This window comes from Halomonas sp. NO4 (genome assembly GCF_010994375.1).
Lineage (GTDB): Bacteria > Pseudomonadota > Gammaproteobacteria > Pseudomonadales > Halomonadaceae > Halomonas.
The window spans coordinates 85,692-105,232 of sequence record NZ_WHMA01000003.1 but is presented as its reverse complement, the minus strand read 5'-3'; the positions used below and the strand labels follow the sequence as shown (position 1 = coordinate 105,232).

The window sequence follows — 19,541 nt, the reverse complement described above, 5'->3', positions numbered from 1 at the left end:
GAAACTGCGGTCATAGCGGGACCCCGCTGCGCTCTGCCACGGCGAAGATGGGTGGATGCTCGCCGCGTCCCGGATAGTCGATCAGCAGGTCGATCTTCTGCTCGCCGAGCACACCCTGCACCTGGACCTGGAAGGCAATCTCGGCGCGCACAATGTCGTCGACATCGGTCATGTCGGTTTCTATCAGCAGGTCGATATCGCCGCCACGGGCATCGTCATTGGCACGGGAGCCGAAGAGTCGTACCTTGGCCGACTGGCCAAAGCAGTCCAGGGCGGCTCTGCGAATGATTTCGCGCTCTTGGTATGTCAGGCGCATCTCGTTGATCCCACGAATTTTCTCTTTCCATCTTAGCACAGTGGCCCAAGATTCAGGCCGTGTTGGGGGGGTCAGTCACGCTGCGGTGATTCGCGGCCCCGGTGCGCCCTTAGGCAGCTCCAGTCGCGTGTTCCCCTCGGTGATCACCACGTCGAAGTCGGCCAGGGCGGCGAAGTAGGCGGGGCGGATCACCCCGAGCTTGCTCTCGTCCACCACTAGCAGGCGCTGGTCGGCGCTGGCAATGGCGCCCTGCTTGGGGGCGACCTCGTGAAAGTGGAAGCAGCTCACCCCGCGCTCGGCGTGCACCCCGGCCGCCGAGAGGAAGGCGCGGTTGATGCCCAGGCGGCGGATGGCCTCCCCCATGCCATCGTCGGCGAAGGTCTGCGAGCTGCCGTGGTAGAGCCCGCCGAGCAGCACCAGGCGCACGCCCGGCAGGCTGCTCACTGCGTTGGCCACGTTCAGAGCGTAGGTCACCACGGTGAGCTCGCCCTTGTCGGCGAGCAGGCCGGCGAGCGGCATCAGGGTGGTACCGCAGTCGATGAACAGGGTATCGCCGGGTTCGATGAAATCGGCGGCCCGCTGACAGAGGCGCCGCTTGGCGCCGTAGTGGCTGTCCTGCTGTGCGGCCAGGTCGTAGGCCGGGGCATAGCGCGGGTCGTCGGCACGTACCAAGTGGCCGCCCATCAGCATGAGCGACCCGTCGCTAGCTGCCAGGTCGCGGCGAACGGTCATCTCCGAGACCCCGCACAGGCGGGCGGCCTCGGCGAGACGCAGGCTGCCGCCCCGGGACAGGGCATCGGTGAGGCGGGTCAGGCGCTGGGCGCGGCGAGGGTTCATGGCGGTTGTCCGGAAAGTCATGGCAGAAAATGTTAGAAAAATAACACTGCCTGTTATATTTTTCACGTGCATTCATCGACCACGCCCCCACGGGCCACAATCATCGGACAGGTGCTCCATGACGCTTCTCATGAGCCTGGTGGGGATGGTGACGCTGATCGCCATCGCCCTGATCTTCTCTTACGACCGCCGCGCCATCCGCCTGAGGACCGTCGTCGGTGCCTTCGCCATCCAGGCCGGGATCGGCGCCTTCGTGCTCTACGTGCCCGCCGGCCAGGCGGTCCTCAAGTCCGTTTCCGACGCCGTTAGCCAGGTGGTGCTCTATGCCAACGACGGCATCGACTTCCTCTTCGCCGGGTTGGCCGATGTCGATAACGTCGGCTTCGTCTTCGCCATCAAGGTGCTGCCGGTGATCATCTTCTTCTCCTCGTTGATCGCCGTGCTCTACTACATTGGCATCATGCAGTGGGTGATCCGTATCCTGGGCGGGGCGCTGCAGAAGGCGCTGGGTACCTCGCGTACCGAGTCGCTCTCGGCCACGGCCAACATCTTCGTCGGCCAGACCGAGGCACCCTTGGTGGTACGCCCCTTCATCGCCCGCATGAGCCACTCGCAGCTCTTCGCCGTGATGTGCGGCGGGCTCGCCTCGGTGGCCGGCTCGGTGCTCGCCGGCTACGCTGCCATGGGGGTGCCCATGGAGTACCTGGTGGCCGCCTCCTTCATGGCCGCGCCCGGGGGGCTGCTGTTCGCCAAGCTGATCATGCCCGAGACCCGCGAGCCCGAGGACAGCGTCTCCAAGGTCGAGGAGGAGCTCGAGGAGGATGAGGACCGGCCGACCAACGTGATCGACGCCGCGGCGGCCGGCGCCTCTTCGGGCCTCAAGCTGGCGGCCAACATCGGCGCCATGCTGCTCGCCTTCATCGGCCTGATCGCCCTGATCAACGGCATGCTGGGGGGCATCGGTGGCTGGTTCGGGATGGAGTCGCTGAGCCTGGAGTGGCTGCTCGGCTGGCTCTTCGCCCCGCTGGCCTTCCTGCTCGGCGTGCCCTGGGAGGAGGCGACGCTCGCCGGCTCCTTCATCGGCCAGAAGCTGGTGGTCAACGAGTTCGTCGCCTACATCAATCTGGCCCCCTACCTCGACGGCGAGCAGGTGGTGGCCGCCACCGGCGAGGTGATGAGTGCCCACACCATGGCGATCCTCTCCTTCGCCCTGTGCGGCTTCGCCAACCTATCCTCCATCGCCATCCTGCTCGGCGGGCTGGGCAGCATCGCCCCGAGCCGGCGCCACGACATCGCCCGCTTCGGCCTCAAGGCGGTGCTGGCCGGTACCCTCTCCAACCTGATGTCGGCCACCCTTGCCGGGTTCTTCCTGGCGCTGGGCGCGCTCGGCTGACACACACCAAGGTGACACCATGATCGAACTGCAACGGGCCGCTCGCCAAGCCCTGGCCCTGATGGACCTGACGAGCCTCAACGACGACGACAGCGACGCCACCATCGAGGCGCTCTGTCAGCGTGCCAAGACGCCGGTGGGCACACCGGCGGCGGTGTGCGTCTATCCCGCCTTCGTGGTGACCGCGCGGCGCGCCCTCACCGCCCACCAGTTGGGTGGCACCGTCAAGGTCGCCACGGTGACCAACTTCCCCCACGGCGGCGACGACGTCATGGCCGCCGCTCGGGAAACCCGCGCCGCGGCGGCCTCCGGTGCCGATGAGGTGGACGTGGTCTTCCCCTATCGCGTGCTGATCGCGGGCGACGAGGAGACGGGCCGCGAGCTGGTGGCGTGCTGTCGCCAGGCGTGCGGTGGGGCGACCCTCAAGGTGATTCTCGAGACCGGCGAACTCGCCGAGCCGGCATTGATCCGCCGCGCGGCGGAGCTCGCCATCGAGGGCGGCGCCGATTTCCTCAAGACCTCCACCGGCAAGGTGGCGGTCAACGCCACCCTTGAGGCGGCCGAGATCCTGCTCGAGACGATCAGGGCCAGCGGCAAGGAGATCGGCTTCAAGGCCGCCGGTGGGGTGCGCACCGCCGAGGATGCCCAGGCCTATCTCGCGCTGGCCGAGCGCATCATGGGGCGGGCCTGGATCACCCCGGCGCACTTCCGCTTCGGCGCCTCGGGGCTGCTCGACGACCTGCTGACCAACCTCGGTGTGATGCCGGCCCCGGGCGGGTCGGCGGGAGGCTACTGATGGCGGTCCGAGCTCTTCCCCAGGAGCTGATCCGCGCCAAGCGCGACGGCCGGGCGCTGGATGCCGCGGCCATCCAGGCGCTGGTGGCGGGCATCAGTGACGGCTCGCTCAGTGATGCCCAGGTCGGGGCGCTGGCCATGGCGGTGTTTCTCAACGGCATGAGCGAGGCCGAGACGGTGGCGCTCACCGAGGCGATCCGCGACTCCGGCGAGGTGCTCGCCTGGTCCGGCCTCGACCTGCCCGGGCCGGTGCTCGACAAGCACTCCACCGGCGGGGTGGGCGATCTGGTGTCGCTGGTGCTGGGGCCCTGGGTCGCCGCCTGTGGCGGCCATGTGCCCATGATCTCGGGCCGCGGTCTCGGCCACACGGGGGGCACCCTGGACAAGCTCGAGGCGATCCCCGGCTACTCGGTCACCCCGGACCTCGCCACCTTCCGCCGCCTGGTCAAGGAGGTGGGCGTGGCCATCGTCGGTCAGAGCGGCGAGCTCGCTCCGGCCGACAAGCGTCTCTACGCGGTGCGCGACGTTACCGCCACCGTGGAGTCGCTGCCGCTGATCGTCTCCTCCATCCTCGGCAAGAAGCTCGCCTGCGGGCTCGACGCCCTGGTGATGGACGTCAAGACCGGCAGTGGCGCCTTTATGCCCACTCACGCGGCAGCAGTGGAGCTGGCCGAGGCGATCGCCACCGTGGCGAGCCGCGCCGGCACGCCCACCACGGCGCTGGTCACCGATATGAGCCAGCCGCTCGCCCCCTGCGCCGGCAACGCCGTGGAGGTGCGCGAGGCGCTTCGCCTGCTCACCGGCGAGGGCGACGACGGCCGGCTGCTCACGGTCACCCGCGAGTTGGCGGCCGAGCTGCTGCTCGCCGGCGGCCTGGCCGCGGATCGCGACGCCGCCCTGGCCCGGCTCGATGATCGACTGGCCTCCGGCGCGGCCGCCGAGCGCTTCGCGCGCATGGTGGCGGGGCTCGGCGGGCCTGCCGATCTGCTCGAGCGGCCCGACCGCCACCTGCCCGCTGCGCCGGTCCGGCTGGCCGTGCCTGCCGAGCGGGCCGGTATCGTCCAGCGGCTGGACACCCGCGCCCTGGGGCTTGCCGTGGTGGAACTGGGCGGGGGGCGGCGCAGCCCCGGCGAGGCCATCGATCCCGCCGTGGGGCTTACCGAGATCGCCGCCCTGGGCGAGGCGGTCGACGCCGAGCGCCCGCTGGCAGTGGTGCATGCCGCCAGCCGCGCGGACGCCGAACAGGCCGCCCGGGCGGTGCGCGCCGCCGTGACGGTTGGCGAGGGCGAAATGACTGAGCCGACCCTGATTCAGGACGTGATTCGTCGGGAGGTGCCATGACCCGCGCCATCGTGCTGGTCCTCGACTCCTTCGGCATCGGCGCCGCGCCGGATGCCGCGCGCTTCGGCGATGCCGGTGCCGATACCTTGGGGCATATCGCCGCCGCCTGTGCGCGCGGTGACTGCGACGACCGCGGCCGCCATGGGCCGCTGCATCTGCCCAACCTGGCCCGGCTGGGGCTCTTCCACGCCCACCGCGAGGCGACCGGCGCCTGGGCCGCGGGCGTCACGCAACCGGACGAGGTGGCGGGCGCCTGGGGCCATGCGCGAGAGATCTCCTCGGGCAAGGACACCCCCTCCGGCCACTGGGAGATCGCCGGCGTGCCGGTGCGCTTCGACTGGGGCTACTTCCTCGATAAGCAGGCGAGCTTCCCTCCTGAGTTGCTCGAGGCGCTGGTGAGCGAGGCCGACCTGCCCGGCGTGCTCGGCAACTGCCACGCCTCGGGCACCGAAGTGATCGCCCGGCTCGGCGAGGAACACGTCGCCAGCGGCAAGCCCATCGTCTACACCTCGGCGGACTCGGTGTTCCAGATCGCCGCCCACGAGGAGGCCTTCGGCCTGGAGCGCCTCTACCGGGTCTGCGAGTCGGCGCGGCGCCTGCTCGAGCCCTACAACATCGGCCGGGTGATCGCGCGGCCCTTCACCGGGTCGAGTGCGGCGGACTTCGCGCGCACGGCGAACCGTCGCGACTACAGCGTCGAGCCGCCGTCGCCCACGGTGCTGCAAAAGCTCTTTGAGGCCGGCGGCGAGGTGATCGCCATCGGCAAGATCGCCGACATCTACGCCCACTGCGGCGTCTCTCGCACGCTGAAGGCGAGCGGCCACGACGCCCTGATGGACGCCACCCTGGCGGCGCTGGAGGCGGCCGGCGAGCGGTCGCTGGTGATGACCAACTTCGTCGACTTCGACATGGTCTACGGCCATCGCCGCGACGTGGCCGGCTACGCCGCCGCCCTGGAGCACTTCGACGCCCGCTTGCCCGAGCTGCTGACCCGGCTCGGCGACGACGATCTGCTGATCCTTACCGCCGATCACGGCTGCGACCCCAGCTGGCACGGTACCGATCACACCCGCGAAGTGGTGCCGGTGCTGGCGAGCGGCGCCGGCCTGGTGCCGGGCTCGCTGGGCGCGCGGGCGACCTTCGCCGATATCGGCCAGAGCCTGGCCGCCCATTTCGGCCTGTCGCCGTTCGTGGACGGCACCTCGTTCCTCACCGTCACCCCAGGAGACTGTTGATGGCCACGCCACATATCGAGGCGGCGCGCGGCGACTTCGCCGACACCGTGCTGATGCCCGGCGACCCGCTGCGCGCCCGCTACATCGCCGAGACCTACCTGGACGACGTGCGCCAGGTGAACGGCGTGCGCAACATGGAGGGCTACACCGGCACCTACCGGGGACGACCGATCTCGGTGATGGGCCACGGCATGGGGATTCCCTCAGTCTCCATCTACGCCCACGAGCTGATCGCCGACTACGGCGTGACCACGCTGATCCGTGTCGGCTCCTGCGGGGCGGTGCGCGACGACGTGGCGCTGCGCGACGTGGTGATCGGTCTCGGCGCTTGCACCGACTCCGGCGTCAACCGCACCCGCTTCGCCGGCATGGACTTCGCCGCCATCGCCGACTTCGCCCTGACTCGCCACGCCGTGGACGCCGCTGCGACGCTGGGCGTGCCGGTCAAGGTGGGCAACCTCTTCTCGGCGGACCTCTTCTACGATCCGCGCTCCGAGACGGCGGTGCTGCTCAAGCGCTACGGCATCGTCGGCGTGGAGATGGAGGCCGTCGGCCTCTACAGTGTGGCCGCCGAGCATGGCGCCCGGGCGGCGACGATCTGCACGGTCTCCGACCACATCCTGCGCGGTGAGTCGCTGTCGAGCGCCGACCGCCAGAGCACCTTCGACGAGATGATGCGCGTGGCGCTGGACGCCGTGCTTCGCGACGACGCCGCAAAACGGGGAGAGCGGGCATGAGCGAGACAACCGTCAACGCCGTGGATACGGGCATCGTCGGCGAGCTGATCGCCGTGCGCGATCGTGCCTATGCCCCCTACTCGAAGCATCCCGTGGGGGCGCTGGTGGAGAGCGAGAGCGGCGCGCGCTACGTGGGTGCCAACGTGGAAGTGGCTCATTACAAAGGGCTCTGCGCCGAGGCCTCGGCAATTGCCGCCATGGTCAGCGCGGGCGAGCGGCGGCTGCGCGACGTCTATGTGATCGGCCCCGGCGAGCACCTCTGCACGCCCTGCGGCGACTGCCGCCAGCGCATCCGCGAGTTCGCCACACCCGAGACGCGCATCCACGTGGTCGACGCCCAGGGCCGGCTGCTCAAGCGCTACACCTTGGACGAGCTGCTGCCCGACGCCTTCGGGCCGGAGAACCTTCCCGTCTAGCTGGCCGTCACGTACCGGGGCGAGTCGTGTTCTCGCCCCGGCACGTGGTCATCCCAGCGCCGGCAGGAGCCGCTGCGAGGCAGACCGATCAGTGGTCGTGCGCCGAGGCTTTGCCGGCGATCGCGTTGTGGGCATCCTCCAGATAGTGGACGTACTGCACGTAGTGTTCCACGTAGTCACGCCCGGCCGCCACGCTGTCGTCGGCGGCCTGACGGCCCCCCAGCGTCGCTTCGAACTGCTCCCGGGCCGTCTGCTCGAACTTGGCGCTGATCCTGGCGAGCAGCTCGTCGATGCTGCCGCTCTCCAGGGCCGCGTCGGCGGCCGCGACGGCCGGGTCGATCTCGCCGGCGGGTTTGATGCCGGTGAAAGGGGCGCCTTCGGAGGCGCGGTGGATTTCCACCAGGGTGGCGAAGAACTGCCGGTCGGCCAGTTCCCGGGCGTCGTCGCCGAGCTGGCGCACCTCGAGCGTTTTGTCGAAGGCGTCCGACAGCGCTGCCTCGTCGGCGGCCGGTACCCATTTGAGCAGCGGCGTGATGTCACCCGCAGCCAGGGCCGCCTGGGCCTCAGAGATCACCGGGCCGTCCATGGCGTCGCAGTGGGCGAACGCCGGGGTCGCCAGCGGCAAGGCAAGGGCGGAGGTAGTGACGATAGCCAGCAGGTGCTTGCGAAAGGTAGGTCTCATGGGGTCTTGCTCCGAAGTCGTGGATGGGTCAGCCGGCTTCGCTTGCCGACTGTGCCTCCATGCTAGGGAGCCGCGGCGTCAGGGTCGTTCGGCAACGCGGACTCGTACGCGTTCGGTAGTTTGGCGAATGCCAACAATATCAGTGTGTTAAGGGTTCGCTCGTCGTGTGTCGAAAATCGAACGCCGAAAACGCTTGCTGCATTGGGCGGGATACGGCTAGGACCGGGTGCGATAAGCGCTTGGGGTCATGCCGGTGGCCTTCTTGAAGGCCGTGTTGAAGACCGACTTGGAGTTGAAGCCCGAGTCGTACATCACCTGCAGGATGGTCGTGCTGGCCCCGGCCGTTTGCAGTCGTCGGCAGGCCTCGGCGATACGGTAGTCGCTGACGAACTCGAAGAAGTTCTTCCCCAGCCCCCGGTTGATGGTCCGCGACAGCTCGCGGGGGGCGACGCTCAGTTGGTGCGCAAGCTGCTCCACGGAAAGGTTGGCATCGAGGTAGGGTCTGGTCGTCGTCATGTGCGCCTCGAGTTGCTGGAGCAGCTTCCTGTCCACCGCGATGACGGGCGTGGCGTGGCCGTCGTTGTCGCCTTGTGCGAGCTGCGCTTCTTCGGCACTCAGCCCCGAGAAGATGGCGGGCTGGCGCAGGGCATGGATGATCAGGTAGTTGATGAACGAAAAGCCGGTAATGGCACCGACGGTCGAGACCCATTGGGCGCTGGCACTGCTCTTGAAGACATGGGCGGAGAGGCAGTAGAGCAGGCTGATGGTCCAGACGAAGGAGTAGCCGATCAGCAGCGTGCGCAGCCAGGCCAGCTGCTTGTTCTCGAGATTGGAGAAGAGCTGGCGCACCGTGGTGCCGAAGCGATTGAGAGCGCGAATGGTGGCCCACAGGTAGCCGAGTACGACCAGGTGAATGGCGGCAGCCAGCAGGGGAGACGTCAGCACGCCGGGGTGATCGCGATTCACCAGGATCTGCAGCTTCACGTCGCTGGGTTGCAGGTAGTACTCCACCAGGAAGATGGCCGACACTATCCAGAACAGCAGGGTGTGGACGACGTGCCAGGGCACGAGGCGGAAGTCGCGGTACATCAGCGACTGAGCATAGAGATAGAGCAGACCCGCCTGCAGCAGGCCGATCAGGGTGCCCAGGTAGGCCAGATTGGGGTGCTGCAGGGCGAGGCCGGTAGCGTAGAGGAAGACCTCGCCGAGACCGGCCGCGAAGGTGATCACGCTGGCGGCCAGCAGGCGGTTGCTGACCAGGCGGAAAGTTTCCGGAAGCAGCAGGAAAGCGGCCAAGGCCAATGATTGTACGATGCTGGTGGCCAGCAAGATATCGACCAGGGTCAGGTACATCTCGGTTGCCTGCCTCCCGTACGCTGTCGACTAACCGCGCAGTTCGAGGCTCTCGAAATAGGGCTTGAGCCGCCGCACCAGTACTTCCACGCTCTCCCGTGAGGGGGCGTCGGGCACCGCCTGGCGGTAGTCGGGGTGGCGGCACTGGGCGGTGCGCGCCAGCTGGATGGCATAGCGGCGCACCCCGCAGTCGGCCAGCGTCAGCGCCAGGCGCTCCAGGCTCTCCAGGTCGAAGTCGCGCCAGTGCACCGTGGTGCGGCACTCATAGGGCGTGTCGCCGTCGAGCAGCAGCCCCAGGCTGCGCACGTGGTGCTGCCAGACCCGCTCGCGGCCGGCGATGCGGTCGAAGTCGCGGCCGCGCCCCTTGGTGTCGAGCGCCACCCAGTCGAGCCGCGGCAGCAGCCGTTCCAGGCGCTCGGGGTAGGGGCCGGCGGTGTGCAGCCCCACGGCCAGGCCCAGCTCGCGGCAGGCGTCGGCGGCCGCGACCAGTTCCGGATGCAGGGTGGGCTCGCCGCCGCTGAACACCACGGCGTCGATCTCGCCGCGCCGCGCCTCGAGGAAGGTGTGTATCGCCTCCCACTCACCGGGGCTGGCACGGCGCGCCTCGGCCATGGGGCCGCTGTCGCAGTAGTTGCAGGCCAGCGGGCAGCCCTGCAGGAAGACCACCGCCGCCCGGCGGCCGGGAAAGGCGGTGTCGCTGTCGGCGGCCAGCCCCGCCACGGGCAGGCGGATGGCCGCTGCCGTGGCGTCGACCAGGCGCAGCACGGCGTTCATGACGGCCTCACCGCCCGGGTGTTGTCCATGCCGGGGCGGCCGTGCCAGTAGCCGTCGCAGATCTCGGCCTCGACCAGGGCCAGCGGGTCGGCGGCGGGCAGCTCGCCGCGCCGCGCGGCGTCGAAGGCGGCGACCACCTCGGCCATGCCCTCGGCGCGCGGGCTGAGGCGGGCCACGCCGACGCCCATCTCGGCCATGTCGCCCACCTCGTGGCGCAGGTCCTGGCAGGCACCGGAGAGCGTCTGGATGCCGTTCAGCGTGAAGACCTCCTCTGACTCCTGGGAGCGCAGCGCCAGCCCCTCGGGGTACTTCTGGCACACGAACTGGCAGCGGTCCTTGGGCTTCTGGTGGCGCCGGGCGGTGAAGCAGCGCGACGACCAGGCCAGCGGCAGGTGGCCGTAGGCGAACACCTCGCAGGGCTGCTCGAGCCCCTCGGCGCGGCAGTCGGCGAGCAGTCGGGCGAGATCACTCCGCGACATCTCCACCGGGGCGTGCCAGCGCTGCATGCCGGCGCGCGCCATCACGCCGATCGCCGCGGGGTTGTAGAGGTTGAGCGCGGCCCCGGCGACGAAGGGCACCCCGGCGGCGGCCAGGCGCTGCACGGCGCTCTGGTCGTTGGCCTCGACCACGAACTCGCCGTTGTCGCACAGCTTGCGCAAATCGCGCAGGTCGGCTTCGGACTCGATCAGCGTCTGGCTCGCGAGCACCACCTGCTTGCCGCTCTCGGCCAGCTCGCGGCCGATGCCCAGCCAGTCGTCGAGCTTCATGTCGCGGCGTCGCGAGCAGACGGATTCGCCCAGATAAACGATCTCCACCGGCCAGTCGGCGGCCTCGCAGTAGAAGTCGGCGTAGCGCTCGCGGGTCCAGTAGAAGAGCACCGGGCCCAGCGACAGCGACAGGGTCTCGGGGGGGGACATGGCTCTCTCCTATTTCCAGCGGCGCTCGTAGGCGCCCAGGGTGGTGGTGGCGCCCTCGGAGACTTCGCCGAGGCCGGCCATCCAGGCGGGGTCGGGATGGAAGCGCTCGGGCGTCTTCGCCAGGCGGTCCAGCGCCTGGCGCCAGATGCCGGCTACCTTGGAGACGTAGGCAGGGCTGCGCTGGCGACCCTCGATCTTCACTGCGCTGATGCCAAGCTCGCGAAGTTCCGGCAGCAGTTCCAGGGTGTTGAGGCTGGTGGGCTCCTCGATGGCGTGGTAGGTCTCGCCGCCCACCTCGAAGCGCCCCTTGCACAGGGTGGGATAGCCGGCGCGCTCGCCCTCGCCGTAGCGGTCGATCAGTACGCCGTTGAGGCGCGACTCGAGCCCTTCGGGGGTCTCCTCCCAGCGGACGTGGGCCGCCGGCGAGCAAACGCCGCGGGTGTTGGGCGACTCGCCGGTGAGGTAGGACGACAGGTAGCAGCGCCCCTCGGCCATGATGCACAGGCTGCCGAAGGCGAACACCTCGAGTTCCACCGGGGTCTGCTTGGCCAGGTCGCGTACCTGGGTGATGGAGAGCACCCGCGGCAGCACGGCGCGCTTGATGCCGAAGTGGTCGTGGTAGAAACGCAGCGCCTCATGGCTGGTGGCCGAGCCCTGCACCGAGAGATGGCGGGCCATATCGGGATGGCGGCGGGCGGCGTAGTCGAGCAGCCCCATGTCGGCCAGGATCAATGCATCGACGCCCAGGTCCGCGGCCTGGTCCACGGCGCGGGTCCACTGTGCCCAGCCGTCGGGCTGCGGGTAGGTGTTGATGGCACAGAACACCCGCTTGCCGCGGGCGTGGGCATAGTCGATGCCCTCGCGGGCGCGCTTGTCGGTGAAGTTCAGGCCGGCGAACTGGCGGGCATTGGTGGCGTTCTGGAAGCCGAAATAGACAGCATCGGCTCCCTCGTCCACGGCCCGCTTCAGGGCGGGCAGGTTGCCGGCCGGGCAGACGAGCTCCATGTCGCTCTCCTTGCAGTCTTTAAACCCGACCATGCTAGTCGACTACCGCGGCCGCGCCTTTGATGCGGATCATGGCGAGGTGGCATTCGTGGATGGCGTGATGCAGGTCATGTCGGGGGCCATGAGGAGGAGGCCCGGCGAGACCCCGCGCGCGTGCATGGCCTAGCCTGGGTAAAGGCATGCCCACCAGGCGGGGAGGTCATGGATATTGAAGGCCTGTTCGATGCGAGTTATGTGCGGGTGCTGAGCCGGGAGGTCGAGGGACAGTCGTTTTTCGAGGCCTTCTATGAGCGCTTCCTCGTGGCCTCCCCGGAGGTCGCGGCGAAGTTCCGCGACACCGACATGGCGCGTCAGCGGGCCATGCTCAAGAAGGCCTTCTACCACCTGCTGGCGTTCTACGCGTCGAGCCATGCCGACTACTACCTTCAGGAGGTGGCGATCAGCCACAGTCGTGCACACCTTGATATCCCCCCGGCGCTCTACGATCTCTGGCTCGAGACCCTGATTGACACGGCTCGTGACTTCGACGAGCAGTTCAATGACGACGTCGAGCTGGCCTGGCGGCTGGTGATGACGCCGGGCATCGTCTATATGACCTTCCATTATGACCGGGATGGTCCCTCCGGTTAGGCCGTGATACCGAGACCTCCCTGGGCGATGCCCAAGTAGGCTGATCCTGTGGTCATTTGATAGCCAGGTTAAGAAGAGTGGGCCGGCCTGGCGTCGCACAGCGGGCAGAAGTCAGCCTTCTCGCCGTGGCCCAGGCGCAGCCCGGTGCCGTGATCGGCGATCTGACGATAGAGCAGTTGGAAACTGGGACTACCCTCGGCCGGGCTGGTGAGGGGGAGGGCGAGCTCATCGAGTTCCGCAGTAGACAGGTAGCGCTCGATCAGCGGATAGGCATGGTGGTTTTCACTGTACAGGTGGTGGTGGTAGAGCTCGCTGAAGGCTTGGGCCAGTCCAAGCCGGCTCTCATCGAGTTCGATTCCAGGTGACTCGTCCGCCAGCCGTCGGAATGTCGCTTCGAGCTCGCTGCCATAGCGATCGATGCGGCGATGCTCTTCGGACAACACCGCGAGCAGCTCGCCGTGGTGTGGGTCGCAGCTCGTCATGCGGTCGAACAGGATGTTTTCCATCGGATAGTGCCACTCCTCCGGCTGACGGGTCAGGTAGTGGCAGAGCCTGGCCATCAGCCGATAGTCGGGGATGTCCCCGCTGGCGGCAATGCTCAATTGGCGATCGAGGATGCACAGCAGTGCCTGGTAGCGATGATGATCGGCGTGCAGGCGTTCGAGGACGATGGCTTTCATGGTGACCTCCTTGACGCACACGGGGAGGGGCCCCGTTCGGTGCGTCGCCGTGTGGTGCCGACAGGCGATCTGCCGGCACGGATCGAGAGGCCGCTTCCCGCTGCATCAGGAGGCGGGGACTGGCAGCCCCTGGCGTTGTCTCAGTAGCGGCTCGAGTTCTTCGGCGGGCATGGGGCGGGCGTAGTAGAAGCCCTGTACGGTATGGCAGCCGGCACCTGCCAGCCAGTCGACCTGAGCGCGCTGCTCGACTCCTTCGGTAATCACGTGGATGTCCAGCTTGCCGGCCAGTGAGATCACCGCCGAGACGATGGCTTGGTCGGCCGGTTCGCTCATGACGCGAGTGATGAAGGATTTGTCGATCTTCAGGGTGTCCAGCGGCAAGTCGCGCAGGTAGCGCAGGCTCGAATAGCCGGTGCCGAAGTCATCCATCGCCATCCTTACCCCCAGCGCCCGCAGCGACTTCAGCATGGGGAGCATGCGTTCGATCTGCTCCATCATGACCGTTTCGGTGATCTCGATTTGCAGTAGGCCAGGATCCAGGGCGTGGCGCGTCAGTGCTTCACGGATCAGAGGCGTGGTACGCAGGGGGTCGCACTCCTTGACCGATAGATTGATCGATACCGGCAGACTCAGGCCCTGACGCTGCCATTGGGCAGCCTGGGCAATGGCGTGATCGATCACCCAGGCGCCGAGCGGCAGGATCAGATCCGACTCCTCTGCGGCGGGAATGAAACGATCCGGCGCTATCATGCCGTCTCTCGGGTGGTGCCAGCGAACCAGCGCCTCGGCACCGACGATGCGGCCGTCACGGGTGTCGATGATGGGCTGATAGTGAAGCGCCAGCTGATCTTCTTCCAGCGCCTGGCGCAGATCGTTCTCGATGGAGAGCCTGGCTTCGGCGTGGCGGCTGAGATCGGCCGAGAAGAGCGATACCCGATTGCGACCGGCCTCCTTGGACTGGTACATGGCCGCATCGGCGTGCTTGAGCAGCGTCTGGCTGTCGTGGCCGTGCTCGGGATAGAGGCTGATGCCGATGCTGGTCGACACGTACAGGCGGTGCTCGCCGATGGCGAAGCAGGGCTCGAGAGCGACCAGGATCTTGTCGGCGACGGTATGCGCGTCCATCGGATCCTTGAGGTCATCGAGCAGGACGACGAATTCGTCGCCGCCGAAGCGGGCGATGGTGTCGTTGCCGCGCAGGCAGCGTTTCAGGCGGCGCGCGACCTGGCGCAGCAGCTCGTCGCCGGTATCGTGGCCCAGGCTGTCGTTGATGAGCTTGAAGCGGTCCAGGTCGAGAAACAGTACGCCAATGCGCTCGCGTCTTCCGTGCTCGGTTACCTGGGTGAGCTGCTGATGCAGTTGATAGCGGTTGGCAAGCCCGGTCAATGGATCGTGATTGGCCTGATGCCGCAGGTGTTGCTCGGCCCGTTTGCGCTCGGTGATGTCATGCAGGATACCGATGTAGTGGGTGTTGTCTCCGGTTCGGTTCTCGACCGGCGAGACGAACAGTTCCACCCAGCGCTGCTCGCCCTGAGGCAAGGTGAATGCGAGCACCGTATAGCCCTCGCTGTGGGATCGTACGGCACGGCGGATATGCTCCATGCAGCCCGACTCCCAGTTTCCGTCGTGTTGGCACAGGCAGGGCACGATGCTGTCGTCGCTGCTGGCAAGCCCCGTCAGCCGCCGGAAGGCGGCGTTGGCATAGATCACGGGGAAGCCGCTTTGCTGGATGTCGACGATGAAAATGCCGTTGGTGCTCGAGTCCATGGCGCGTTCGCGCAGCCGGCTGCGCGCCTCGGCGCGGGCCTGGGCCTGCTTCTCGGCATCGATGTAGCTGTCCATGGCCAGACAGATATCGAAGGTCACGATCTTGAACAGCGCATCGATTCCCTCGGCGGCGTTCAAGCCTTGGCGCTGGCATTCGTCGAGCAGCGTGGGCAGCAGACTGGCGAGGTACTTGCGATAGGCGCCGATGTACCACTTGGGTGCCAGGCCGATGCGCTGGTGGACCAGACCGACGTTGAGCCGGTTGCGCACGTAGTCGTCGCTTGCCTGGCCGTCGAACAGGCGCTGGAAATAGCGTCCGTGAGCGGTACGCAGGCGTGTCATGACGGCCGGGTCGGTGAGCAGCGAGCGCGTGTCATCGAACTCGAGGAGGTGCTCGTAGAAAGCATCGGCGTGGCGAGTCCAGGCGTTCTGGAGAGGTGCTTCGAGAGCCTGCAGGCGCCGGGCGTCATCGGCGCCGAACTCGAGAAAGGCGAGCCGTTCGCCGATTTCGTCGGTGTCGATGCCGATGGTTTGCGCCAGGGTTTCGACCGACTGGGGAGCGTTCATGTCACGCGCCTTCCGGCAGTGGATCGTGGACCAGGCTGGCCGGCCTCGCTTCGGACGAAGACAGGCTGGTCTGGCGCGTGTCCGGCCGATACTTGCGCATGATGTAGCGCAGCCGCTTCATGACGTCCAGATTGGCGGATTCCATCTTCGCCAGGGCGTCCATCGCCTCGTCCATGCGCCCTTCCTGGTGATGGGTCACGGCCTCGATGGCGCGCTGGTGCACTTCGCGGTGAGGGGCCTCCAGCGCCTGGAAATCGTGGTCGCTGTAGAAGCGCTGGCTGCCGGTACCGTCGTAGTACCAACGCCCCAAGGCACACTGGGTCTCGTCGGGTAGGTCCTCTGCGCGCTTGTCCGACAGGCCCATGAAGATGCGATAGACCTCCAGCTTGATTTCCAGCTCCTCCAGGTTGGCCAGCTCGACTTCGCTGAGCATGGCGGAGAAGGCCAGCGCCTGGCTGCTCTCGCCGCTCAGGCCCAGCAGCTGTTCGGTGCGTTGCATGACGCGGCTGGCCTCGGCGCTCAAGCGCTCGGCCTTGCGGGCGTTGTCGTCCATCACGCCATCGACCTGGTCGGCCTGGCTCAGGATGCTGCCGTTGAGCCCGCCGATCTCGTCGGTGGCGTCGTTGGTCCGCGAGGCGAGCTGACGCACTTCGGTGGCCACCACGGCGAAGCCCCGCCCGGCATCGCCGGCTCGGGCTGCCTCGATGCTGGCGTTGAAGGCCAGCAGCGTGGTCTGCATGGAGATCTCGTCGATGACGCTGACGAAGTTGTCGATGCGACCGGCGTCGCCGCGCAGCGAAGTCACCTGCCCGGCGGCCTGGCCGATGCGTGCATTGAGCGCGCGCAGTTCATCGACCATGGCGTGCAAGGCATCTTGGCTGCGCTGCGATTCGCTGGTGGTGAAGTCGGTGACTTGCTGGTTGCCCAGAAGCAGCTTGGAAAGATCCGAGAAGGATTCGCGCAGGGCCACCACGGAGTCGCCGAACCCGGTGAGGTTGGTGAACAGGTGCTGGTGGAGCCGCTGCTCGGCTTCCAGGGCGTCGACACGCGCCTGAAGGTGGTCGCGCTCGACGCGCAGTGCGTCGGCGGCAACGCTGTTGGTATGCTGATGCGACGGAGCGTTACGTCGAAAGAGTCGCATGAAGTCTCCGGGTCGGTCAGGGGAAAGCCGCCCGCCATGGCAAGGGCGGCACGTGGAGCCGAACGGCGGTGATTCAGCCAGCACGCTCGAAGAGCAGATTGTTCTCCAAGTGGATGTGCTGCATCAGGTCGTCACGGAACTCGCGCAGCCCGGTGTAGAGGGCGCGCCAGGTGGTGCAGGCGCCCTTCGGCGGGGTGATATCGTCGGTCAGCGTCGCCAGCTGTTCGAGGTGTTCGCCGTGGTCGTCGTGCTCGTGGCGCATCACTGCGATGGGCCCCTGGGCCTGTGCACCCAGGCCCCGGCGCAGCATCGGGAAGAGGATCTGCTCCTCCTTCTGCATATGGCTCTCCATCTCCTGATGGATCACGGAGAGCAGGTCGGCCAGGCCGTTGGGGCAGGTGTCGCGCTCGCCGTGGACCTGCTCGACGCGACGGGCCATGCGCACAAGCTCTGGCAGCTGCTGGCGGTGGACGTCGTGGTAGCGGGTCAGGATATGGTCGATCAGTTCGTCGTTGCTGGCCGACTGCCAGTCGCGCTCGACGCTGGTCCCGGCCGGCAGCGCCTCGAGCTCGTCAACCAGTGCCTGGGGTGCCAGGCCGATTCGCTCGGCGGCTTCGCGCAGGCTGATGCGGCCACCGCAGCAGAAGTCGATGTTGTGGTTGCGGAACACCCGGGTGGCACCGGGCAGAGTCAGGGCGGTGCGGCCAACGGTCTGTTCGATCAGGGTCATGGCAGGAGCTCCTGGGTCAGGTGCGTGACAGGGAAACATTGCATCCTTAACGAGCAAGCGGCGTGCCAGTTTCCAGCGGCCTGTTTCATAGGGCACCGAGGTCATGATGGTGAAAAATACCCGAATCGATTAGGGTAGATAGAACCCTTTGACGGTGGATATCACCATGCTCGACGAGACTCTGCTGGCCGATCTGGTCGCCGACCTGCCCAGCGCGGTGCGCCTGCAGCGCCTGGTGCGTACCCTGCGCGAGGAGTTTCGCTGCGGCGCCGTCTGTCTGCTGCGTCTGGAGGAGGGCACCCTGGTGCCGCTGGCCGTGGATGGCCTGGTGCGCGAGGCGCTGGGAAGGCGCTTCGAGGTGGCCCAGCATCCACGCCTTGCCACTATCCTCGCCAGTCGGCGCACCACCCTTTTCCCACCCGATGCCAGCTTGCCTGACCCCTACGATGGTCTGGTGGAGCAGCAGCCCGGTCAGCCGCTGCATGTCCACGACTGCATGGGCATCAGCCTGCACGTGGAGGGCGAGCCCTGGGGAGCACTGACCCTGGATGCGCTGGAGGCGGGGACCTTCGATGCCGCCGACCGGTCTGCCCTGGAACGCTATGCGCTGCGGGTCGAGGCGGCGGTGCGGGTCAGCCGCCTGGAAAGTGACCTGCGCGCCCTGCGCATGGCCCAGCAGGATAGCGGCCTGCCGCTAGCGGCGCCCGAGGCACGCGATATCCTCGGCCACAGCGCGGTGCTGCAGCGGCTGCTGCGCGAGCTCGATGTGGTGGCGGGGGCCGATCTGCCGGTGCTGCTCAGCGGCGAGACCGGTGTCGGCAAGGAGCTCTTCGCCCACCGCCTGCACCGCCGCTCTGCCCGCCACGCTGCGCCGATGGTGCAGGTCAACTGCGCCGCCCTGCCCGAGTCGCTGGCCGAGAGCGAGCTGTTCGGCCATGTGAAGGGGGCCTTCTCCGGCGCCACCGCCGAACGCGCTGGGCGCTTCGAGGCGGCCGACGGTGGCACCCTGTTTCTCGACGAGGTGGGCGAGCTGTCACTGCCGGTCCAGGCCAAGCTGTTACGCGCGCTTCAGGAGGGCGAGGTACAGCGTCTAGGCGAGGACGTCCCGCGCCGTGTCGATGTGCGCATCATCGCCGCTACCAATCGGCGCCTGGCCGAGGCGGTGCGCGATGGCAGCTTCCGCGCCGACCTCTATCACCGGTTGTCGGTCTATCCCGTAGCCATACCGCCGCTGCGCGATCGGGGCAGCGATGTGCTGGTGCTGGCCGGCCACTTCCTGGAGATCAATCGCACCCGGCTCGGGGTGCGCAGCCTTCGCCTCTCGCCGGAAGCCGAGGCGGTGCTGCTGGCCTATGCCTGGCCGGGCAACGTGCGCGAGCTGGAGCACGTGATCAGCCGGGCGGCGATCAAGGCCCTGAGCCGAGGCGCTCGGCGCGACGAGATCATTACCCTGGAGCCGACTTGGCTCGACCTGCCCGTCCTCGAGGAAGGCGGCAGCGCACCGGAAGCGTCGGAGAGCTCAGAAGAGGTCGCCGCATCGAGCCTGCGCGAGTGCGTGGAGCGGGCCCAGCGTCGAGCGATCCGCGAAGCCCTGGCGGCCTGCGACGGTCGCTGGGCGGCGGCGGCTCGGCGCCTTGAGCTAGATCCCAGCAACCTGCACAAGCTGGCCCGGCGGCTGGGGCTCAAGTAGGCCTCGGGCTGGAGGGGGCTTGGCGGGCTCGCCTTGACGCCGTTGCGCCCTTGGCTACCTTTAAAGATGTATTTTTTATACATCTTAATGGCGGGCCCCGCAGTCCCGCAGTGCAAGACAACGCAGGAGGCCATCATGTCGACGCCCCATCGAGAGTATTCCCCGCTAGGCAAGGTCACGGGTGCCCTGCTGCTGGCCGCCACGCTGGGATTGGGCAGTGTGGCCATGGCGGATGAGCACGAGGAGAATGGTTCCCCCGATGCCTGGCTGCCTAGCCTCATGACCGAAACACCTCAGGAGGGCTTCGCCCTGGCAGTGACGCTCTCCCAGAAAGGGGTCGCCACCACCCAGCCGGATGCCGAGGTGCGCAAGGCGCAGCGCCCCGAATATGCCGAGGATCCGGACAGCCTGATCGCGGTCTCCCATGTCATCGCCACGCACTTCCAGACCATTGCCGCGGCTAACGACTATTGGCGGGAGTGATGCGGGTGACTGAGTTCTGGTGGCCGGCAGCTGGCCTGCTGGGCAGCGTGAT

The 19,541-nt window shown here is 67.6% G+C and carries 20 protein-coding genes; 9 read left to right on the top strand and 11 right to left on the bottom strand.

Features of this window, described 5'->3' with window-relative positions; genetic code table 11:
• Window positions 1-10 precede the first annotated feature (10 nt).
• Window positions 11-316: a nucleotidyltransferase domain-containing protein gene (locus FEF15_RS03595; protein ID WP_163557783.1), complete on the bottom strand. Its 306-nt coding sequence runs from the start codon at window positions 314-316 to the stop codon at window positions 11-13.
• A gap of 75 nt (window positions 317-391) precedes the next feature.
• Window positions 392-1,153, bottom strand: coding sequence for a DeoR/GlpR family DNA-binding transcription regulator (locus FEF15_RS03590; RefSeq protein ID WP_163557782.1), 762 nt, complete (start codon window positions 1,151-1,153; stop codon window positions 392-394).
• 118 nt (window positions 1,154-1,271) lie between these two features.
• Between FEF15_RS03590 and FEF15_RS03585 the strand changes: the two genes are divergently transcribed.
• From FEF15_RS03585 to cdd, 6 genes are read left to right on the top strand one after another with little or no spacing between them, the layout of a single operon-like run.
• Window positions 1,272-2,546 carry a NupC/NupG family nucleoside CNT transporter gene (locus FEF15_RS03585; protein WP_163557781.1) on the top strand — a complete coding sequence of 425 codons (1,275 nt, stop codon included), beginning with the start codon at window positions 1,272-1,274 and terminating at the stop codon, window positions 2,544-2,546.
• Between the two features lie 19 nt (window positions 2,547-2,565).
• A complete protein-coding gene (gene deoC, locus FEF15_RS03580) occupies window positions 2,566-3,342 on the top strand; it encodes a deoxyribose-phosphate aldolase (RefSeq protein WP_163557780.1) in 777 nt (258 codons plus the stop codon).
• Window positions 3,342-4,682, top strand: a complete 1,341-nt coding sequence (gene deoA / locus FEF15_RS03575) for a thymidine phosphorylase (RefSeq protein ID WP_163557779.1) — start codon at window positions 3,342-3,344, stop codon at window positions 4,680-4,682. Before deoC ends, deoA begins: the two co-directional genes overlap by 1 nt.
• Complete coding sequence (locus FEF15_RS03570; protein ID WP_163557778.1) at window positions 4,679-5,917, top strand: phosphopentomutase; 1,239 nt, start codon at window positions 4,679-4,681, stop codon at window positions 5,915-5,917. The genes deoA and FEF15_RS03570 overlap by 4 nt, the downstream gene beginning before the upstream one ends.
• Window positions 5,917-6,654: a purine-nucleoside phosphorylase gene (deoD, locus tag FEF15_RS03565; RefSeq protein WP_163557777.1), complete on the top strand. Its 738-nt coding sequence runs from the start codon at window positions 5,917-5,919 to the stop codon at window positions 6,652-6,654. The genes FEF15_RS03570 and deoD overlap by 1 nt, the downstream gene beginning before the upstream one ends.
• Window positions 6,651-7,070, top strand: coding sequence for a cytidine deaminase (gene cdd / locus FEF15_RS03560; RefSeq protein ID WP_163557776.1), 420 nt, complete (start codon window positions 6,651-6,653; stop codon window positions 7,068-7,070). Before deoD ends, cdd begins: the two co-directional genes overlap by 4 nt.
• 88 nt (window positions 7,071-7,158) lie before the next feature.
• Here cdd and FEF15_RS03555 read toward each other — a convergent pair whose 3' ends face one another.
• From FEF15_RS03555 to FEF15_RS03535, 5 genes are all read right to left on the bottom strand, one after another.
• A complete protein-coding gene (locus tag FEF15_RS03555) occupies window positions 7,159-7,752 on the bottom strand; it encodes a DUF6448 family protein (RefSeq protein WP_163557775.1) in 594 nt (197 codons plus the stop codon).
• 216 nt (window positions 7,753-7,968) lie between these two features.
• A complete protein-coding gene (locus FEF15_RS03550) occupies window positions 7,969-9,105 on the bottom strand; it encodes an AraC family transcriptional regulator (RefSeq protein ID WP_163557774.1) in 1,137 nt (378 codons plus the stop codon).
• Window positions 9,106-9,135: 30 nt separating this feature from the next.
• Complete coding sequence (locus tag FEF15_RS03545) at window positions 9,136-9,879, bottom strand: anaerobic ribonucleoside-triphosphate reductase activating protein (protein WP_163557773.1); 744 nt, start codon at window positions 9,877-9,879, stop codon at window positions 9,136-9,138.
• On the bottom strand, window positions 9,876-10,796 hold the full coding sequence (locus FEF15_RS03540; RefSeq protein ID WP_163557772.1) for a U32 family peptidase: 921 nt from the start codon (window positions 10,794-10,796) through the stop codon (window positions 9,876-9,878). Before FEF15_RS03540 ends, FEF15_RS03545 begins: the two co-directional genes overlap by 4 nt.
• 9 nt (window positions 10,797-10,805) lie before the next feature.
• Complete coding sequence (locus FEF15_RS03535) at window positions 10,806-11,801, bottom strand: peptidase U32 family protein (RefSeq protein ID WP_163557771.1); 996 nt, start codon at window positions 11,799-11,801, stop codon at window positions 10,806-10,808.
• A gap of 201 nt (window positions 11,802-12,002) precedes the next feature.
• Here FEF15_RS03535 and FEF15_RS03530 point away from each other — a divergent pair, with 201 nt between their 5' ends.
• Entirely contained in the window at window positions 12,003-12,431 is a 429-nt protein-coding gene (locus FEF15_RS03530) for a globin (RefSeq protein WP_163557770.1), read from the top strand.
• A gap of 68 nt (window positions 12,432-12,499) precedes the next feature.
• On the opposite strand, the gene FEF15_RS03525 is transcribed toward FEF15_RS03530, so the two are convergent.
• The 4 genes from FEF15_RS03525 to ytfE all read right to left on the bottom strand — a co-directional run bounded on the left by FEF15_RS03525 (window position 12,500) and on the right by ytfE (window position 17,316).
• Entirely contained in the window at window positions 12,500-13,111 is a 612-nt protein-coding gene (locus FEF15_RS03525) for a hemerythrin domain-containing protein (RefSeq protein ID WP_163557769.1), read from the bottom strand.
• Window positions 13,112-13,216: 105 nt separating this feature from the next.
• The gene (locus tag FEF15_RS03520; RefSeq protein WP_163557768.1) at window positions 13,217-15,445 is read right to left on the bottom strand and encodes an EAL domain-containing protein; all 2,229 of its coding nucleotides are present in this window, start codon (window positions 15,443-15,445) and stop codon (window positions 13,217-13,219) included.
• A 1-nt stretch (window position 15,446) separates the two neighbouring features.
• The gene (locus FEF15_RS19595) at window positions 15,447-16,586 is read right to left on the bottom strand and encodes a methyl-accepting chemotaxis protein (protein ID WP_163557767.1); all 1,140 of its coding nucleotides are present in this window, start codon (window positions 16,584-16,586) and stop codon (window positions 15,447-15,449) included.
• A gap of 73 nt (window positions 16,587-16,659) precedes the next feature.
• Window positions 16,660-17,316 carry an iron-sulfur cluster repair protein YtfE gene (ytfE, locus tag FEF15_RS03510; protein ID WP_163557766.1) on the bottom strand — a complete coding sequence of 219 codons (657 nt, stop codon included), beginning with the start codon at window positions 17,314-17,316 and terminating at the stop codon, window positions 16,660-16,662.
• A 166-nt stretch (window positions 17,317-17,482) separates the two neighbouring features.
• On the opposite strand from ytfE, the gene norR reads away from it, so the two are divergent.
• Both norR and FEF15_RS03500 read left to right on the top strand, forming a co-directional pair.
• Window positions 17,483-19,006: a nitric oxide reductase transcriptional regulator NorR gene (norR, locus tag FEF15_RS03505; protein ID WP_163557765.1), complete on the top strand. Its 1,524-nt coding sequence runs from the start codon at window positions 17,483-17,485 to the stop codon at window positions 19,004-19,006.
• Window positions 19,007-19,141: 135 nt separating this feature from the next.
• Entirely contained in the window at window positions 19,142-19,489 is a 348-nt protein-coding gene (locus FEF15_RS03500) for a hexameric tyrosine-coordinated heme protein (RefSeq protein WP_205598467.1), read from the top strand.
• The last annotated feature ends 52 nt before the right edge of the window (window positions 19,490-19,541 follow it).

What these genes read in the sequence shown, in the direction of transcription:
- FEF15_RS03555 (WP_163557775.1), bottom strand. Translation starts at nt 7,752, where the DNA reads ATGAGACCTACCTTTCGCAAGCACCTGCTGGCTATCGTCACTACCTCC.
- FEF15_RS03530 (WP_163557770.1), top strand. Translation starts at nt 12,003, where the DNA reads ATGGATATTGAAGGCCTGTTCGATGCGAGTTATGTGCGGGTGCTGAGC.
- FEF15_RS03535 (WP_163557771.1), bottom strand. Translation starts at nt 11,801, where the DNA reads ATGGAGCTCGTCTGCCCGGCCGGCAACCTGCCCGCCCTGAAGCGGGCC.
- cdd (WP_163557776.1), top strand. Translation starts at nt 6,651, where the DNA reads ATGAGCGAGACAACCGTCAACGCCGTGGATACGGGCATCGTCGGCGAG.
- FEF15_RS03525 (WP_163557769.1), bottom strand. Translation starts at nt 13,111, where the DNA reads ATGAAAGCCATCGTCCTCGAACGCCTGCACGCCGATCATCATCGCTAC.
- FEF15_RS03550 (WP_163557774.1), bottom strand. Translation starts at nt 9,105, where the DNA reads ATGTACCTGACCCTGGTCGATATCTTGCTGGCCACCAGCATCGTACAA.
- FEF15_RS03585 (WP_163557781.1), top strand. Translation starts at nt 1,272, where the DNA reads ATGACGCTTCTCATGAGCCTGGTGGGGATGGTGACGCTGATCGCCATC.
- norR (WP_163557765.1), top strand. Translation starts at nt 17,483, where the DNA reads ATGCTCGACGAGACTCTGCTGGCCGATCTGGTCGCCGACCTGCCCAGC.
- FEF15_RS03595 (WP_163557783.1), bottom strand. Translation starts at nt 316, where the DNA reads ATGCGCCTGACATACCAAGAGCGCGAAATCATTCGCAGAGCCGCCCTG.
- ytfE (WP_163557766.1), bottom strand. Translation starts at nt 17,316, where the DNA reads ATGACCCTGATCGAACAGACCGTTGGCCGCACCGCCCTGACTCTGCCC.
- deoA (WP_163557779.1), top strand. Translation starts at nt 3,342, where the DNA reads ATGGCGGTCCGAGCTCTTCCCCAGGAGCTGATCCGCGCCAAGCGCGAC.
- FEF15_RS03545 (WP_163557773.1), bottom strand. Translation starts at nt 9,879, where the DNA reads ATGAACGCCGTGCTGCGCCTGGTCGACGCCACGGCAGCGGCCATCCGC.
- FEF15_RS19595 (WP_163557767.1), bottom strand. Translation starts at nt 16,586, where the DNA reads ATGCGACTCTTTCGACGTAACGCTCCGTCGCATCAGCATACCAACAGC.
- deoD (WP_163557777.1), top strand. Translation starts at nt 5,917, where the DNA reads ATGGCCACGCCACATATCGAGGCGGCGCGCGGCGACTTCGCCGACACC.
- FEF15_RS03570 (WP_163557778.1), top strand. Translation starts at nt 4,679, where the DNA reads ATGACCCGCGCCATCGTGCTGGTCCTCGACTCCTTCGGCATCGGCGCC.
- FEF15_RS03500 (WP_205598467.1), top strand. Translation starts at nt 19,142, where the DNA reads ATGTCGACGCCCCATCGAGAGTATTCCCCGCTAGGCAAGGTCACGGGT.
- FEF15_RS03540 (WP_163557772.1), bottom strand. Translation starts at nt 10,796, where the DNA reads ATGTCCCCCCCCGAGACCCTGTCGCTGTCGCTGGGCCCGGTGCTCTTC.
- deoC (WP_163557780.1), top strand. Translation starts at nt 2,566, where the DNA reads ATGATCGAACTGCAACGGGCCGCTCGCCAAGCCCTGGCCCTGATGGAC.
- FEF15_RS03520 (WP_163557768.1), bottom strand. Translation starts at nt 15,445, where the DNA reads ATGAACGCTCCCCAGTCGGTCGAAACCCTGGCGCAAACCATCGGCATC.
- FEF15_RS03590 (WP_163557782.1), bottom strand. Translation starts at nt 1,153, where the DNA reads ATGAACCCTCGCCGCGCCCAGCGCCTGACCCGCCTCACCGATGCCCTG.